15 protein-coding genes and 1 pseudogene are annotated in these 16,701 nt (G+C 67.9%); 11 read left to right on the forward strand and 5 right to left on the reverse strand.

Going from position 1 to position 16,701, the window contains the following annotated elements; all coding sequences use genetic code 11:
- Positions 1–3: 3 nt before the first annotated feature.
- Positions 4–708, reverse strand: coding sequence for an NUDIX hydrolase (locus ACIA49_RS28430; protein WP_396380468.1), 705 nt, complete (start codon positions 706–708; stop codon positions 4–6).
- 59 nt (positions 709–767) lie between these two features.
- Here ACIA49_RS28430 and nadA point away from each other — a divergent pair, with 59 nt between their 5' ends.
- From nadA to ACIA49_RS28450, 4 genes are all read left to right on the forward strand, one after another.
- A complete protein-coding gene (gene nadA, locus ACIA49_RS28435) occupies positions 768–1,751 on the forward strand; it encodes a quinolinate synthase NadA (protein ID WP_396380819.1) in 984 nt (327 codons plus the stop codon).
- 35 nt (positions 1,752–1,786) lie between these two features.
- Entirely contained in the window at positions 1,787–2,641 is an 855-nt protein-coding gene (nadC, locus tag ACIA49_RS28440; protein ID WP_396380470.1) for a carboxylating nicotinate-nucleotide diphosphorylase, read from the forward strand.
- Positions 2,642–2,675: 34 nt separating this feature from the next.
- A complete protein-coding gene (locus tag ACIA49_RS28445; RefSeq protein ID WP_396380471.1) occupies positions 2,676–2,969 on the forward strand; it encodes a DUF1330 domain-containing protein in 294 nt (97 codons plus the stop codon).
- 102 nt (positions 2,970–3,071) lie between these two features.
- The gene (locus ACIA49_RS28450; RefSeq protein WP_396380472.1) at positions 3,072–4,097 is read left to right on the forward strand and encodes a hypothetical protein; all 1,026 of its coding nucleotides are present in this window, start codon (positions 3,072–3,074) and stop codon (positions 4,095–4,097) included.
- 55 nt (positions 4,098–4,152) lie between these two features.
- On the opposite strand, the gene ACIA49_RS28455 is transcribed toward ACIA49_RS28450, so the two are convergent.
- Positions 4,153–4,296 carry a hypothetical protein gene (locus ACIA49_RS28455; protein WP_396380474.1) on the reverse strand — a complete coding sequence of 48 codons (144 nt, stop codon included), beginning with the start codon at positions 4,294–4,296 and terminating at the stop codon, positions 4,153–4,155.
- A gap of 259 nt (positions 4,297–4,555) precedes the next feature.
- Between ACIA49_RS28455 and ACIA49_RS28460 the strand changes: the two genes are divergently transcribed.
- Together ACIA49_RS28460 and rnhA are read left to right on the forward strand one after the other, a co-directional pair.
- Positions 4,556–5,545 carry a hypothetical protein gene (locus ACIA49_RS28460; protein WP_396380477.1) on the forward strand — a complete coding sequence of 330 codons (990 nt, stop codon included), beginning with the start codon at positions 4,556–4,558 and terminating at the stop codon, positions 5,543–5,545.
- Positions 5,546–5,687: 142 nt separating this feature from the next.
- Positions 5,688–6,131 (forward strand): annotated as a pseudogene (gene rnhA, locus ACIA49_RS28465) (ribonuclease HI); the annotation flags it as partial.
- A gap of 136 nt (positions 6,132–6,267) precedes the next feature.
- Here the strand turns inward: rnhA and ACIA49_RS28470 are convergent.
- Positions 6,268–6,666: a VOC family protein gene (locus ACIA49_RS28470; RefSeq protein WP_396380478.1), complete on the reverse strand. Its 399-nt coding sequence runs from the start codon at positions 6,664–6,666 to the stop codon at positions 6,268–6,270.
- A 421-nt stretch (positions 6,667–7,087) separates the two neighbouring features.
- On the opposite strand from ACIA49_RS28470, the gene ACIA49_RS28475 reads away from it, so the two are divergent.
- Positions 7,088–8,302, forward strand: a complete 1,215-nt coding sequence (locus ACIA49_RS28475) for a diguanylate cyclase (RefSeq protein WP_396380480.1) — start codon at positions 7,088–7,090, stop codon at positions 8,300–8,302.
- Positions 8,303–8,347: 45 nt separating this feature from the next.
- Here ACIA49_RS28475 and ACIA49_RS28480 read toward each other — a convergent pair whose 3' ends face one another.
- Together ACIA49_RS28480 and ACIA49_RS28485 are read right to left on the reverse strand one after the other, a co-directional pair.
- The gene (locus ACIA49_RS28480) at positions 8,348–9,280 is read right to left on the reverse strand and encodes an XRE family transcriptional regulator (protein ID WP_396380483.1); all 933 of its coding nucleotides are present in this window, start codon (positions 9,278–9,280) and stop codon (positions 8,348–8,350) included.
- Between the two features lie 61 nt (positions 9,281–9,341).
- A complete protein-coding gene (locus ACIA49_RS28485; RefSeq protein ID WP_396380484.1) occupies positions 9,342–11,294 on the reverse strand; it encodes a S8 family serine peptidase in 1,953 nt (650 codons plus the stop codon).
- 249 nt (positions 11,295–11,543) lie between these two features.
- Between ACIA49_RS28485 and ACIA49_RS28490 the strand changes: the two genes are divergently transcribed.
- The 4 genes from ACIA49_RS28490 (at position 11,544) to ACIA49_RS28505 (ending at position 16,648) form a co-directional block, all read left to right on the forward strand.
- Positions 11,544–12,401 (forward strand): hypothetical protein, encoded by an 858-nt coding sequence (locus tag ACIA49_RS28490; RefSeq protein WP_396380486.1) that lies wholly within the window; start codon positions 11,544–11,546, stop codon positions 12,399–12,401.
- Positions 12,402–12,508: 107 nt separating this feature from the next.
- Positions 12,509–13,420 carry a helix-turn-helix domain-containing protein gene (locus ACIA49_RS28495; protein ID WP_396380489.1) on the forward strand — a complete coding sequence of 304 codons (912 nt, stop codon included), beginning with the start codon at positions 12,509–12,511 and terminating at the stop codon, positions 13,418–13,420.
- 145 nt (positions 13,421–13,565) lie between these two features.
- Positions 13,566–16,109, forward strand: a complete 2,544-nt coding sequence (locus tag ACIA49_RS28500; RefSeq protein WP_396380490.1) for a trypsin-like serine protease — start codon at positions 13,566–13,568, stop codon at positions 16,107–16,109.
- A gap of 29 nt (positions 16,110–16,138) precedes the next feature.
- Positions 16,139–16,648: a hypothetical protein gene (locus tag ACIA49_RS28505; RefSeq protein ID WP_396380492.1), complete on the forward strand. Its 510-nt coding sequence runs from the start codon at positions 16,139–16,141 to the stop codon at positions 16,646–16,648.
- The last annotated feature ends 53 nt before the right edge of the window (positions 16,649–16,701 follow it).

The following is a 16,701-nucleotide window of genomic DNA, read 5'->3' on the forward strand; positions in this document are numbered from 1 at the left end:
CGATCAGCGGGGCGGGCGGAGGACCGCGAACGGGTCTGTGACGGTGAGCTCGCGGGTGACGAACTTGTAGACGGTGGCCGGGCGTCCACCGGACTGGCCGGAGCTGGTACGACGATCGGTCGGGTCGATCACGTGCCGTCGGGTCAGGACGCGGGTGAGGTTCGTGGCGCCGAGCTGATAGCCCAGGGCGGCACCGAAGAGATCCCGCAGTTCCGCGATGGTGAACTCGAGCGGCGCCAGCGCGAACCCGATGTTCGTGTACGAGAGCTTCGCGCGCAGCCGCCCGGTCGCGGCGTCGATGAAGTGGTGGTGGTCGAACGCGGTCCGCGGCAGGTCCTCGACCGGATGCCAGGCCGTGTCGGACGGAAGGTCCGGCTGGACGTCGGAAGGAACCAGGCCGAGGTAGCCCGTGGCCAGCACCCGGGCCCGAGGATCACGGTCGACGGCACTATGGGTGGCTACCTGCTCCAGATGCGCGACGTCGCGGACATCGACCTTGGCGGCGAGGTGTCCGGTGATGGCCTCCCGGAACCTCTCGGTGGACTCGACACCGCCGCCGGGGAGGGCCCATCGGTCCCGGTACGGACTGCGGGCGCGCTTCCACAGCAGGACGCACAGCCTGCCGTCGCGGACGGAGAGGACCACCGCGAGTACTTCGTGGGGATAGCTCGGGAAGTTAACCCGATCACCTTCCTTGGTTGCCGGCACGTGGGTGATGGTACCGTGATCCTAGTTATCGCCTCTGGAGCGAAAACCTCTCAAAGGACATCGACGTGACTATTGCCGAGACTCGATCGACCCACTGGCAGGACGAGGTACGCCGTCTCGCCCGGGAGCAGGACGCAGTGATCCTCGCCCACAACTACCAGGAACCGGCGATCCAGGACGTCGCCGACCACGTCGGCGACTCGCTCGCACTGTCCCGGATCGCGGCCGCGACCGACGCCGGCACGATCGTCTTCTGCGGCGTGCATTTCATGGCCGAGACCGCGAAGCTGCTGAGCCCCGACAAGACCGTGCTGATCCCCACCGCCCAGGCAGGCTGCTCCTTGGCGGACACCATCGACGCGGATCAGTTGCGTGCCTGGAAGGCCCAGCACCCGGGGGCCGCGGTCGTTGCCTACGTCAACACCAGCGCGGCGGTCAAGGCGGAGGCCGACGTCTGCTGCACCTCGTCCAACGCGGTGGAGGTCGTCAACTCGATCCCACGCGATCAGACGGTGCTGTTCCTACCCGACCAGTTCCTCGGGGAGCATGTCCGGCGGCAGACGGGCCGGGACAACATCGAGGTGTGGATGGGGGAGTGCCATGTGCACGCCGGTATCAGCCCGACCGACCTGCGCGCCCAGATCGCGGCCAACCCCACGGCCGAGGTCCTCGTCCACCCCGAATGCGGCTGTGCGTCGTCGACGATCTGGCTGGCCGGGCGGGGCGACCTGCCGGCCGAGCGGACCCACATCCTCTCCACGGCCGGGATGCTGGAGAGCGCCCGCGGCATGAAGGCCGAGACCGCTCTCGTCGCCACGGAGATCGGCATGCTGCACCAGCTGCGCAAGGTGAATCAGCACACGGATTTCGTCCCGGTGAACCCGAAGGCATCGTGCCGGTTCATGAAGATGATCACCCCGGAACTGCTGCTCCGATGCCTGCGTGAGGGCCGCGACGAGATCCAGCTGCCGAGCGAGATCGCCGAGCGGGCCAGGCGTTCGGTCCAGCGGATGGTTGCCATCGGCAAGTCTTCGGCCGCGTGACTCACAAGGCCATCACTGACGAGAGGACGCTCCTGATGCAACCGGCAACAGCAACAATCCTGGCCGCGGTCCGGGCTGCACTGGCCGAGGATCACGCGGCGGACGACGTGTCCACACGGTGGAGCGTCCCGGCGGCACTGCACGTCGAGGCGACGATGATCGCCAAACAGCCGGGACGCGTCGCCGGACTGTCCGTCGTACAGAGCGTGTACGGCGAGGTTGACGCCGGCGTGGTCGTACGGCCGGCCGTTACCGACGGCGATGCGGTGGTCCCGGGACAGTTGCTGGCGGCAATCAGTGGACCGGCACGCTCGATCATCACCGGCGAGCGGGTCGCACTGAACTTCGCCCAGCGGATGTCGGGCATCGCCACCTCTACGGCGTCCTTCATGGCCGCGATCGGCGGACGCGACGTGCGCCTCCTCGACACTCGCAAGACCGCACCCGGCCTCCGCGCGCTGGACAAGTACGCCGTGACCTGCGGCGGCGGGACCAACCACCGACTCGACCTTGCCTCCATGGTGCTCCTGAAGGAAAACCATCTCGCCGCAGCCGGCGGAGTCCGGTCGGCGGTTCAACGAGTCCGCGACGGCATGGCGGCGGAAGGCCAGCAGTTGGCGATCGAGGTCGAGGTCACCACTCTGGCCGAAGCCCACGACGCCCTCGACTGCGACGTCGAGTGGATGCTGCTGGACAACATGTCCACCGAGGACATGGCCCTGGTGGTGAAGGAGCGCGACGCCTCGGGATCCGCCTGCCGCCTCGAAGCATCCGGCACCATCAGCCTCAACACGGTCGCCGACATCGCTGCCACCGGCGTCGACGCCGTCTCGGTCGGCGCTGTCACGCACTCCGCCCCCGCACTCGACATCAGTCTGCTCGTGATCTAGCCCGATCGAGCATCATCCCAATACTGGAGGTTCCATGCCTAAGGGCTACTGGGTCAGCGTCTACCGCACCATTTCAGACCCCGAGAAGCTGGCTGCCTACAACGAGTTGGCTCGTCTGGCCGTTCAGGCCGCGGGCGGTCGAACCATCATCCGTGGTGGTCGGGTCGTCGCGCATGACGCCGGAATCGCCGAGCGCACGATCGTGGTCGAGTTCGACAGCTTTGAACAGGCCGTTGCGGCGCGCGAGAGTACGGCGTACCAGGAGGCTCTGGTCGCGTTGTCAGACGGTGTCGAGCGCGACTTCCGCATCGTCGAGGGTGTCGACTGACCAAGGTGCACTGTCTTCTGATGACTCCCGGTCGGCGTTAACCTACGGCCAGACTCGGCCGGTCCGCTCGGACCGCCGTGACACCGCCCCGAGGAGAACGTCATGCCTGTACCGCTTCGCCTGCCCCGCTCCCGGCGGAGGTTGACCGCCACCGCACTGGCCGCCACCGCTTTGTCTGTCGGTGTGCTGCTTTCCACAGCGGGAGCGTCGACCGCCGCCGAAGCGCCACGGCGCGACTACGTCAACGTCTACACGAACAACGTGGAGAACCTGAAGACGATCGACGCCAACTGTCCGGGGGACTGGCAGGACCTCATCTTCGCGATGAAGAGCTCCGACCCCGCCCCGGACATCTTCCTGGTGCAGCAGATCAGCAACCGTACGGAGCTGAACCTGTTGGTCAGCACCATGGAGACCAAGCTGAATCGCAAGTACACCGGCCGGATCGCGAACCCCGAGCCGCCGGAACAGCCGGCCCGCTGCAAGGGTGAGAAGAAGCAGCAGACCACCGCGATCATCTTCGACACCGATCGGTTCCAGGTGCTGCAGTCGGACACCTGGATAGCCGACCGAGACGGCGACAACGGTTGTGTGAACACCGGCCAGAGTCGGGCGGAGGCGCTCCGGCTCAAGCTCCACGACACCTTGGCCGACAAGAACCTCACCGTCGCGTCGACCCACTGGCCGACCGCCAACAGCGGCGGCCACCCGTGCGTCGCGGAGAACGCCCGCGAGGCATCCGAGAAGGTCTCCGGCTGGGGTGGCGACCTGATGATCTGGGGCGGGGACGCGAACACCACCGCCGGCAACCCGGGTGACTGGAAGGCCTGGTACCGGCAGACGAACGGCGACCTCGGCGGCGACGCCGGATTCCGCGACGTGATGTACGACCACTGCGGCGACGCGACAGCTCCGCGCGGGGAGTGCCTCGGCAACAACTGGACGATCGGCGGCAGCAACCGCATCGACTACATCTGGGCCAAGAAGCCCGGCGGTATGCCCGCCGTGACCGCCGTTCACACCGTCACCTTCGAAGAAGCCGGTGCGGCCGACGCCCACTACACCGGCTCCGACAACCCCGCCAACTACTCGGACCATCGCGCCGTACGGGCTCGCATTCACTACTAGGACCAACGGAGAAGACCGGTCGGCGAGCCGGGCTTCTCCGTTGGCGTTCAGGCGATCAGTTCCACTCGAACCCGTCGCTGTGTCCCTGGCTGGCCGAGCTCCCGCCGGCGTTCACCGCGGTCGTCGGCTTGACGACGAACGCGCCGGCAACGATCAACGCTGCCGAGGCGAACAATGCTGCAATTCGCTTGATGGTCATTTCACTCCCTCCAGTTCGATGTACCCGTCACCGTAGGTACGGTCGATGACATTCCGATGACTCAACTGACCGCCGTACCGGGTCGACGGTGGTCCATTGCAACAACGTGCAACGACGCACCTCGCCGCCGTTCTCGTCGCTAGAGTGACGAATCCGTCGTCTAGAGGGTGGGGGACCAATGGAGCTTTCAGTACGTCGCTTTCGGTATGTGCCACGGCTTGCCGGCCTGGTAGCCGGACTCGCTGTGACCGTGATGCAGATGCCGTCTCCGGCAGCGGCGCAGGTCAGCGGCGCGGACGGTACGGCGGCCGCCTGTACCTGGGTGGTCAGCGAGCTACCGCTACCAGCGGGGTGGAGCGCCGGGTACGTCTACAACAGCGATCGCGACGATTCGTTTGCGGGCTATGGCGTCGACGTGGACGGTAAGACGCGTCCCTTGGTGTGGCACGACGGCGCTGTGACCGTGCTGGATGCTCCAGGTGGAGTCGAGGCGGTCGCGCAGGACGTGAACAGTCGCGGCGACGTGATCGGCGTGACGCAGGGCGAGAACGTACAGGCACACGGAGTCCTCTGGCGCGGTGGCCAGGTCATCGACCTCCCGTCGCTGCCCGGCGGCGACGCCGCCGTACCGACCGCGATCAACGACGCCGGGCTGATCGTCGGCTACGCGGCCGGCGGGGACGCCAACCATGCCGTCGCCTGGTCCGCGCGAACTCCGCAGTCGATCCGGGACCTCGGCGTCGTGGCAGGCTCGGCCTACCTCACCGACGTCACGCAGCAGGGCACCGTCGTGGGATGGACCGAGACGGTCGGCGACGAGTTCAGGCAGCAGGCGATCGCAGGCACGATCCGCCACGGACTGACGGCGCTGCCCGGCCCCGTCTCCGGCACCAACTCAATCGCACGCGCCGCCGCAGGCGACTACATCGTCGGATCTGCCGTGCTCACCGGCGGACCCGAAGACCTCGCAAGCGCGGTCAGGTGGGAACCGACCGGCCCCCAAGCCCTGCCCGGTGTCCAGACCGACGCGCGCGCAGTGAACGACCTCGGAACAGCCGTAGGCTCCGACGCCAACCTCGGCGCCGTGATCTGGACCGACGGCAACGAGCAACCGCTCCCGCCCCTCACTGCCGGCAGCGACTCCTTCTCCACCTCCGCCACGGCAGTCACCAACAACAACACCGCAGCAGGCGTAAGCACAGACGCCCAGGGCCACACCCGCCCCGTGACTTGGACCTGCACCCCCTAACACCAACAGCGATGGGGTGCGCGGCGCCCAGGCACCACACACCCCATCAGGACGCTTCAGGCAATCCAGCGCGGTCATAGCGACCGAAATCCCCAAGAGTGGTTGCCGGTCGGCGTCTCGAATCTGACGGTAGGGTGCGGCGGTGGCTGACAAGCGGGTTGTTGAGATCTTTACCGACGGGGCCTGCAGTCCCAATCCTGGGCCTGGCGGGTGGGGTGTGGTGCTGCGGTACGGCGAGCACGAGAAGGAGCTGTACGGCGGAGAGCCGGCGGAAACCACCAACAACCGGATGGAGTTGATGGCCCCGATCATGGCGCTGGAGGGGCTGACGCGGGACGGCGAGGTGGTGAAGCTCCATACCGACAGCACCTATGTGCGGAATGGCATCACCCAGTGGTTGGCGAAGTGGAAGCTGAACGGGTGGCGCACCTCGGCGAAGTTGCCGGTGAAGAACGCCGATCTGTGGCAGCGCCTGGAACAGGCGAACGCGCGGCATGAGGTCGAGTGGTTATGGGTGAAGGGGCACGCCGGGCATCCGGAGAACGAGCGCGCCGATCGGCTTGCTGTCAAAGGGCTGGAGGAGGCGGTCGGACATGCGGTCGTCCAGCCGGGTGACCGGTCCGCTGCAGGTTTCCGGCCGGCTCCGGTTCAACCTGACCCGGAACCCAGTCTCTTCGACTAGCTGTCACTCCTGAGGGACGGAGCCGGGGACCCGTGGCGGGTCAGATGTCGGCTTCGAGGGCGAAGGTGTTGCCGTCCGGGTCCTGGAACCAGGCGATGCGGCCACCGCCGGCCCGGGCGGTGATGCCTTTGGCGTCGTGTTCGAGGTGGTCATAGCGGATGAACTCGACGCCGGACGAGGCGAGTTCGTCGACGAGCTGGTCGATGTCATCGACGTACCAGGTTGCCAGGGTCGCCGAGGTCTGCCCGGCGCTGTCGGACTGGTACACATTTAGTGCCGGTCCGCCACCAGAACCGTAGACGCGGCTACCGTCGGGGATGTTGGCGCTAGGGCCGGACTGCAGCGCCTCCAGGCCCAGTGTGCCTTCGTAGAACGCGATCGCTTTTTGCAGGTCGCGTACGGCGATCGAAGCTCTGAGGTGGTGTGCGCTCAGCGGCATGAAATCCACTCTCCCACAGGCCGGCGGCGAGACCGACGACCGAGCCCGCTCGCCACCCGTGAGCCCTTGAACGGACCGGCCGCAGTTGCTCCTGCGCCGCGCCGGCGGAACCGGGGCGCAGCGCAGGAGGGCGACTCGGCCGCGGTGGGGCTGGTGCGGGAAGGGAGGGTCGCTCAACGGGATTGGTCAGTTCCAGTCGTTGTTACGCATCGCGACGCACCTCCTCCCGGGAGACCGGGTGTGTCCGCCGGGCGACCGCACCGCCGCTGACAATCGGTGACGCGGCAGATACTCTGATCACCGGGGACCACAGTGAGGGTAGGGGACTTTCATGCCGAGTATCCGCCATTGGGCGCGGCAGCGCAGGCGCCGTAGGCGAACCGATGCAGCATGGTCACCTGCCCGGTGGGACCTGTGGTCCGTGCCTCGCACCGTGCTCGGCTACGTGCTGGCTGTCGATCTGCTGGCGCTCGCGGCGATCGCCGCCACGATCGAGCTGGTCGATGTCACGGCCGGCCACTGGCGTTGGCTGGCTATTCTCGCGGTCGGATCCGCGATCCACATCGAAGGCTCGCTGCGCATCGAGCGGTTGCGTGAACGCACCACGGTGGGGCCGCCGTACGTCAACCTGAAAGGGATGTGGACGTTCGCGGGAGTCCTGGTCCTGCCGCCGCCGCTGGCCGTCGTACTGATCACGACCACGTATGTGCACTCGTGGCTGCGGCTGAGCCGAGTGCCGCCGTACCGCTGGTTCTTCTCCGCTTCGACGGTCGTGCTCGCGGCCGCGATCGGCGCTGTTTTCCTGACCGCGATCAGCCCGGACCCCTACCCGGGGTATCCGCACGGGCCGCTCGGGCTCGTGGCCGTCAGTACCGCCGCGCTGGCGTACTGGTTCGTCAACTACGCGCTCGTGGTCGGCGCGATCATGCTGTCCAACCCCAGCGGGGAAGCCGGGAAGGCGCTCGGGCGGCTGTCCGACCAGTTCGTGGTCGCCGGCGCGCTCGGGCTCGGTATCGCGATCGCTGCGCTGATCAGCAGTCAGCCCTGGACGCTGGCCGCGCTCCTCGTGACCGTCCTCGCGCTTCATCGCGCCCTGCTGGTTGGCCAGTTCCAGGACGAGGCCCGCACCGACCCGCTGACTCGGGTTGCCAACCAGGTGTTCTGGCACCAGTTGGCAGCCACCGAAGTCGCTCGGGCTGAGCGCAGCGGTACGCCGCTCGGTGTGCTCTACATCGATTTGGACCACTTCAAGAGCGTGAACGACACCTACGGCCATGCCGCCGGGGACGCCGTCCTCAAGACCGTCGCGGACGAACTTCGCCGCGAGTTGCGCGGCGACGATCAGCTCGGCCGGCTCGGTGGCGAAGAGTTCGCCGTACTGCTGCCCAGCACCACCGCGGACGACACCAGCGCGACCGCCGAGCGGATCCGCCGCCGGATCGCCGCCCTGACCGTCGAGGTTGCCGCTAGCAACGGACCGGCGGTCGTCGACGGCCTGACCTGCTCGATCGGCGCGGCCACCTACCCCGAAGCCGGCCCCGATATCAACGTCGCCCTGCTCGCGGCCGACACCGCGATGTACGCCGCCAAGGAAGCCGGCCGCAACCGCGTCATCACAGCGCCCAGCCCTCACTGAAGCGACCCCGAGCCCTGCCGGTACGGCGCTCCGTGGCCGGCGTCGTCAGTCCCACTCCCAGCGCAGACCCACCAGACCTGGCGCGATGTCCCGGTCGACGACATGGACGCCGTACGTCGATCCAACCCACACCTCGCGGACACCCTGGTCGGGCGCGTTCTCCCGGCGCCGGCTGTACCGGAAGCACCGGGCCGGCAATGCGGCCGGGTCGAACTGCACCTGCAGCAGATAGTCACCGGTCTCCGCCGGAAAAGCCCGGTGGTAGTGGTCGCTGAAGGCATCGGGACCGAACCGCATCTCGTATTCGATGGCGGCTGTCTCTCCCGTGCCCAGGACGCGATCGAAGATCAGTTCCGCGACCAGGAATCGTTCGTCGGGATCGGAGCGGGTCCGGCCGATCCGGCAGTTGCGAACCGGGTGCACGGTCGGCAGACCGCCCTCGTCCTCGTCGCTGTGATAGGCGAACACGCTGCGGGAAATCTTGTCGGCGGTGGCCCGGACGACCGCGCGGGTCGTCAGTGAGACCAGGCCCCGATCCGGGCCCAGGACGAACAGGTCGTGCATGCTCACCCGGTGCAGGATGTTGTGCACCGGGGTGTTGACGGCCTCCAGCAGGCTCTCGAGGCTCTCGGAGTCCGACCACACCTCAGCCAGCTCCATCGTGCCCGGCGCGTGGTCCAGCCACCGCCCACGGGGGCGCCGGGGTCCCAGTTGGGCGGTGAGCGCGTCCGCGGGCAGCCGCAGAATGCCCTCGAGCGCTGCCACTGCGAGAAGAGAAGCGGGGCGTTCGGGCCGGCTGCGGCCCCGGCGCCAGTACGCGAGCGTGGTCTGGCTGACCATGATTCCCTGCTCCGCGAGCCGCGCCTGGATCTCCTCCAGGCGCAGCCCACTGGCCTCGATCGCCAGATGCAAGGCGGCAGAGAACGGCCCAGTGCGCAGTACCTGGGCCAGTTCCCTGCCGACGATCCGCTCTCCCATAGGCGAGAGTATCCACCTTCGGCCGCCTGCCGTTGAGAGCTCAGGCACCGTGGGAACGTTCCTAGGAAGCGGACAGCGTCACGTCGTCGACGACGAAGCTGGTCTGCAGCGACTGGTCCTCGACCCCGTTGAACTTCAGCGTCGCGGTCTGCCCGGCGAACTGCTTCACGTCGATCACCTTCTCGACGTACCCACCGGCCTTGTCGAGGTTCGAGTACGACGCCAGTGTGCTGCTGCCCAGCGTCACCGCGACCTTGTCGTAGGCGACGTTCTCGGTCTCGGCGGTGTCGATGTGCAGCCAGAACCGCAGCGTCACCGTCGCGCAACCGGCGGGGATGGTCAGCGACTGGGACGCGTAGTCGGTGTGGCTGACGCCCTGGCCACCGAGCCACGCGTACCGGGTGCCGCCGTGCGCGGCCTGGTCCGGCCAACTGCCGATGACGTTGGTGTTCGCGGTCCACGGCGTACTGCCGTTCTCGAAGCCGGTGTTGCCGACGACCTGCGCCGCCGTGCAGCCGCCGGATCCACCGATCGTCCAGGTGAAGGTGGCCTGGCCGGTCCTGCCCGCCGAGTCGGTGACGGTCACCGTCACGTTGTAGGTGTTCTGAGTTGTCGGCGAGCCAGTGATCTTGCCCGTGCTCGAGTCGAGGGACAGCCCGGCCGGCAGGCCCGAGGCGCTCCAGCTGTACGGCGAGGTACCGCCGGACGCCTGCAACTGGAGATTCGCCGTACCGCCGACGGCCGTGGACTGGTTGCCAGGGTTGGTCACGGCCGGGCCCGACGGGGTGCCGCCACCGATGAAGGCGGTGTAGAGCAGCACGTTCGGCGAGCCGGAGTTGATACCGGTCAGCTTGCCCGTGGTGCCGTTGTTGACGAGCGCGTCGCGGACCTGTTGAGGAGTCGCGTTCGGGTTGGCTCCCAGGTAGAGGGCGATCGCGCCGGCGGTGTGCGGCGAGGCCATCGACGTACCGGTCATGGTCGCCGTACCGGTGTTGCTGCTGTAGGAGGCGGAGACGATGTTGGTGCCGGGGGCCCAGATGTCCAGGCACGAGCCGTAGTTGGACGGGCCGGTGCCGGTGTAGCGGGCATCCGCGATCGTGCTGTTGCCGACCGTGATGGCCGCCGGCACCTTCTGCGGGCTGAAGTAGCACGAGTCGTCGTTGTTGTTGCCCGCCGCCTGCACGAACTGGACGCCGGACGCGATGAGCGCCTTGACCGCGTTGTCCAGCGAGTCGCTGTTGCACCGGCCGCCGCACCCGACGCTGTAGTTGGCCACGGCCGGCTTGACCGCGTTGGCCTTGATCCAGTTCATCCCGGCCAGGATGTCGTCGTCCTCGCCGTTGCCCTGGCAGTTCAGGATCCGGACGGACACGACGTTCGCCTTCTTGGCGACGCCGTAGGTGGTGCCTACCGCCGTACCGGCGACATGGGTGCCGTGGCCGTGACAGTCGGCCGGGTTGCTGTCGTTGTCCACGAAGTCGGTGCCCTGTTTCACCCGGCCGGTGAACTCCTGGTGGTTCGCGTTGATGCCGGTGTCGAGGATGTAGACCGTGACGCCCTGCCCGGGGTTGGCCGGGTAGGTGTAGGACTTGCTCAGCGGCAGGTCGCGCTGGTCGATCCGGTCGTCACCCCAGTTCGGCGGGTTGTTCTGGGTGTCGGCGATCGTCATGGTCTGTACCTGCTCGACATAGGCGACCGACGGGTCCGCCGCCAGCCGCCGTGCCTGCGAGTCGGTCATCGTGGCCGAGTAGCCGCCGAGTACCTGGTCGTAGACGTAGCCGACGGAACCGCCGAACCTGCCGGCCAGACCGTCGGCGCGGGTCCGGACGGCCGCCGGCGCCACGATGCCCGCGGGGGCGTCCTTCAACGCCACGATGTACTTGCCCGCGACCGCGGTGGGCGAGCCCGCGTTGCGGACCACTCCCTCGGCCGCCTGGGCGGTGGGCGCCGCGACGGCGACGACGCCGATCGTCACGGCTGCTGCGACGAGCGCACGCGCTGTTGTCTTCCTCATGCCTGGTTCTCCTCTGGGGGCGGGTCTTACCAGGCCAGCAGACTAAGAACCGCACGATCCCGAACAACAGACCCGCCAACACCTCCCGGCCAACTGCTGTTCCAATACTGTTTTTTGACTATCGAAGCCAGCCGTTGTGACCCGTCACAAAAGCCTTCGGGAATCTTTGCCTCCGGCCCCAAAGCGCTCGAACGACCTCGAACGGAACAATCGGAATCGTTCCCCGCCCCACCCGAAAGGTGTCTTCGCGTGCGAAAGTTATCCCTGGTTCTGAAAGCGGCCCTGGCCGCTACTCTGCTCGGTCTGCTGGCCGCACAGCCGGCCTGGACCGCCACGGCGACCTCGTCCTCGACCCTCGCCACCCCGCGGTACTACGAGCAGACCGGCCCGCATCAGGTCACCAAGGTCGCCGGTGGCCCCGACCACACGCTGTACTACCCGTCCGACCTCGCCTCGGACCCGGCCAAGCACCCGGTGATCCTGTGGGGCAACGGCACCGGTGCGACCGTCAGCCAGTACGACGAAGTGCTGAAGCACTGGGCCTCCTGGGGTTTCGTGGTCGCCGCCGCGAACACCGGTCAATCCGGCTCCGGTCAGGAGATGCTTGCCGGAGGCAAGTTCCTGGTCGCCGAGAACAGCCGCTCCGGCAGCCTCTTCCAGGGCAAGATCGACACCGCGAACATCGGTGCGGCCGGCCATTCGCAAGGCGGCGGCGGCACGATCGCGGCCGCCGCCGACCCGATGGTCAAGGTCAGCTCGCCGGTCGAGCCGGGCCCGCAGGGTTCGGTCCCGGCGATGCGGGGGCCGAGTCTGTTCATCGCCGGCCAACTCGACTACATCGTGCCGTCGGTCTACGTTCGCGGCCGGTACGCGTCGGCGACCGCGCACCCGGCCTTCTTCGCCGAACTGAAGGGCTCGGACCACTTCTTCCCGGGCGACACCCGCAAGCGCCTGATCGGCGTCGAGACCGCGTGGTTCTGCTACTGGCTCGCGGGTGACCAGCAGGCCAAGGCCGTCTTCTTCGGCCCGCGTTCGTCGGCCGAGCTGTTCAACGACGCCGGCTGGTCGTCGGTCGACCGCAACGCCAAGGCCGACGCGGTCAGCTGAACGACGTACCACCACCGCCACCGCGCGGGCCGCACACTCACCAGAGTGCGGCCCGCGCTGGACGTTCGCACCATCCGGCCGCGACCATGTCGGTAAGGAGGCACGCGATGCGACGAGCGAGCCAAGAGGTCAGCCGGCTCCTGCGCACCGGCCCGTTCGAGGCCGCGCTCGACTCGGCGATCACCGCCAACGGAATGTCGCTGGAGGACCTGCGGCTCCGGCTGGCCGCCAAGGGCGTGACGGTCAGCCGGACGGCGCTGTCGTACTGGCGACGCGGCCGCAGCCGGCCCGAGCGTGGCGAGTCGCTCGAGGCCGTGGCCCGGATCGAGGAGATCCTGGAGCTGCCCCCGACGTCGCTGCTGGCGCTGCTGGGTGCCCGCCGTCCGCGCGGCCGCTGGATCGATCATCCGCCCGGAACCCTGGCCCGGTGGAAGCTGTGGCCGTCCTCCGAACCGTTGCTGAAGGCCCTCGACGCACCGCCCGACGGGCAGCTCGCCTTCTTGCACACCAGCGATCTGCTCGTCGTCAACGAGGGACCCGGGGCTCGGCGCCAGCGCGTCCGGCTGGTCGCCGAGGCTCGCGCCGAGCGGGTCGACCGCTGCCTGGTCTACCACGAGATGGACGACCCGCAGCACCTCGTTCCCGAGCTGACCGGCGTGACGTTCGGTCGCCGCGGGCGGGTCCGCTGCGATCTGGAGAACCGCCAGTTCGTCGCCGAGTTCCTCTTCGACCGTCCACTCGAGACCGGCGAGCACGCGGTCATCGAGTACGAACTCATGCTCCCGGTCAGCCAGCCGATGGACAACTTCTACCGCCACTTCACGCGGCCGGGCGGTCTGTACACGCTGCAACTGCGGTTCCCGGGCCGGCGACCCGCCTGGGTACGCCGCTACGATCGCGCCACGCCCAGCAGCCCCGAACGGCACATCCACGACCTCTGGCTCAGCGAAGCCGGTACGACGGCGCTCGCCGTACCGGATGTCCGTCCGGGCACCGTCGGCGTTCGCTGGGTCTGGTAATCCGCGTAAAACTGTGACCGGAAAGGCCCTCTGACCTGCCCGAACGCGGCGGCCTCCGATTGTGACCGGTCACGAAACACTTTCTCACCTCCCGGCGTCCAGGCGTCGCTAGCGTCCTCCTATTCCCGCCCCCTAGGAGGTAGCAATGCGCGCTCTGCGTAGAGCGGTACCACTGTTGGCCGCCGCGGCAGCCACTGCCTTGCTGATGCCGCACGCGTCAGCAGCCGAGCCGGAAGGCGTCGTCGACCACTCGGCCCGCCAGCCGGTGGCCGGCGTCTACCTGGTGAAGCTGAAGGACACGTCCCTCAAACAGCGCGACGAGGCAACGATCGGCTCCGCCGCCTCGACCCTCGCCAGCCGGTACGGCGGCAACGTCACCAACGTGTTCAGCACCGTCATGCACGGTTTCGTCGTCAAGAGCCTGAGCGACAAGCAGGCCCGCCGGCTCGCCGCCGACCCGGCCGTCGCGTCCGTCGTCCAGTCCGGCACCGCGCACGCCGCCGACACTCAGAACGACCCGCCCAACTGGGGTCTGGACCGCATCGACCAGCGCGATCTCCCGCTCGACAAGAAGTACACCTACCCCAACGACGGCGCCGGGGTGAACGTCTACATCGTCGACACCGGCATCCGCTACTCCCACCAGGAGTTCGAGGGCCGCGCGAAGTTCGGCGCCGACTTCGTCCAGCCCTCGACCAATGGCGAGGACTGCGACTCGGTCAAGAGTCACGGCACGCACGTCTCCGGCATCGTCGGCGGCAAGACCCGCGGCGTCGCCAAGAAGGCCACGCTGTGGGCGGTGCGGATCCTGAACTGCCAGTCCACCGGGCAGGACACCGACATCGTCACGGCCGCCGAGTGGATCGCGAAGAACGCGAAGAAGCCGGCCGTGGTCAACATGAGCGTGTACGCCGACAACCCCTCGATCGGCGTCGACGCGATCAAGAACGCGATCGCGACCTCCGGCGTCCAGTGGGCGCTGATCACTGGGAACAACGGCGGCAACGCCTGCGACTACGGTCCCGGCAGCCGCGTGGACACCGGCGTCCGGACCGCCAACGCGACCAGCTCGGACCAGCGGGCCGGTGACTCCAACGACGGGCCGTGCACCGACCTGTTCGCTCCCGGTTCGAACATCAACTCCTCGATCAACACCTCCAACTCGTCGTACGGGAACCTGTCCGGTACGTCGATGGCCGCGCCGCACGTCGCCGGGGCGATGGCGCTGCGCCTGGCCCAGGAGCCGAACGCGACGCCGGCCCAGCTGAAGTCGTGGGTGCTCGACAACGCGACCACCGGGAAGATGACCAACATCCGCTCCGGCACCCCGAACAAGCTGCTGTACATCCCCAACGGCTCGACTCCGCCGCCCACCGGCGACTTCAGCGTGACCGCCGATCCGGCCGCCGGCACGGTGCAGGCCGGGCAGTCGGTGTCAACAACCATCAAGACCGCCGCGAGGACGGCCGCGGGACCGGTCACCGGAGGGCGCGCCGGTGTGGGCTCCGGTCCCGCGGTCGTCGGCGGTACGCCGACCACCGTCGCGGCGTACCCGTTCATGATCTCGATGCGCCGCGAGGGCTCACCGTTCCCCGGACAGCAGTCCTGCAGCGCCAGCCTGATGGGTCCGCACACGGTCCTGCTCGCCGCGCACTGCCTGGTGGAGAAGCCGGGACACAAGTGGTTCGTGTACGGCGCGACCAACCTCAACGACACCGGCTTCGTCGCCGAGATCAAGTCGTCCTGGGTGCACCCCAAGCACGTCAACTACGAGGGTGGGTACGACGTCGCCGTCGTCCAACTGGATCGCGACGTACCGGTCCCGGCCGGCATGACCTACCCGACGATCGCGACCGACACGAGCAACGAGGCCGTCGGCACCAGTGGTCTGGTGCTCGGCTGGGGCAAGACCGCCCAGAACACCTACAGCGAAGTGTTGCGCAAGGCAACCATTCCGGTGGCGCCGGACAGCGGCTGCAACGAGCGCTACACCGGCACCTACAAGCCGGCCCTGATGCTCTGCACCGGCTTCTCCGACGGACACCTCGGCACCTGCCCCGGTGATTCGGGCGGACCGTTCCTCGTCGGCAACACCATCGTCGGCGTCTTCTCCTGGATGGACAACGCCTGCAACTGGTACTCGGTCTACGCCCGGGTGTCGACGTACAAGACCGAACTGCTCGAGCAGCTCGGCCAGACCGGCCCGCCGCCGGCCGGCGACATCAGTCTCTCGGCGAGCGGGCTGCCGAGCGGCGCGACCGCGAGCTTCAGCCCGGCCAAGGTGAACGTCGGCGGATCGTCGCAGCTCACCATCGCCACGTCGGCCTCCACCCCGGCCGGCGACTACACCGTGACCGTCACCGCGACCAAGGGCACGGCCACCCAGCAGGCGACGTACAAGCTGACCGTCACCGGGGGCGGTACCAGCACCCTCAAGATCGTCAACCCGAACCAGCAGACCTCCAAGAAGGGCATCGCGGTCAGTCTGCAGATCTCGGCCAGCGGCGGCTCGGGTGGTTACACCTACTCCGCCAATGGGATACCAGACGGCCTGTCCATCAACCAGTCCACCGGACTGATCAGCGGCACCCCGACCACGGCGGCGACCTACCACCCCACAGTCAAGGTCACCGACAGCAGCGGGGCCTCCACCACAGCCACCTTCTACTGGTTCGTCTTCCCGTACTGATCCACCACATCGACCCGAAAGGACACCTGATGAGCTCTCTCAACAAACGGCTGTTCCTGCTGGCCGCCGGCGCGGCCGTCGTCCTCGGCGTACAGCCTGGCGCTGCTGACGCTGCCGGGCTCGGCGACGGCACCACCGCGGGTTCGCCCGTCGCCGCGGCACGGCCCAGCGCCGGCCCGGCCGCGCACCCACGGTTCCAGGCCCCGAATTCCCGCCAGTACTACATCACAGCATCCTGCCGAGGCTGGGAAAGCCAGATCCGCGATGGTGCCTCCACCTGGATCGGCCTCACCGAAACCACCGGCAGCGGCACTCCGGTCTCCTGCCAGAACGGCTATGTCGACTCCTGCAACGCGGGCTCGCGCATCATCGGCTGCAACTGGGGCTCCGGGCAACGAATCACTCTCGCCATGAACCTCGCCCCCAATCCACCGCTGCTGGCAGCCCACGAGTTCGGCCACGACTGGTACGGCCACAGCTCGTCGGGCTGTCAAGACTGGAACAGCGTCGCCGGCATCATGAAGACGCTGAACTGCTGACCTGACACACCGCATAACGTCCCAGGCGCGGGAATCACCGTGCCTGGGACGTT

It is taken from the genome of Kribbella sp. NPDC051587 (assembly GCF_044453945.1).
In the GTDB taxonomy this organism is placed as follows: Bacteria; Actinomycetota; Actinomycetes; order Propionibacteriales; family Kribbellaceae; genus Kribbella.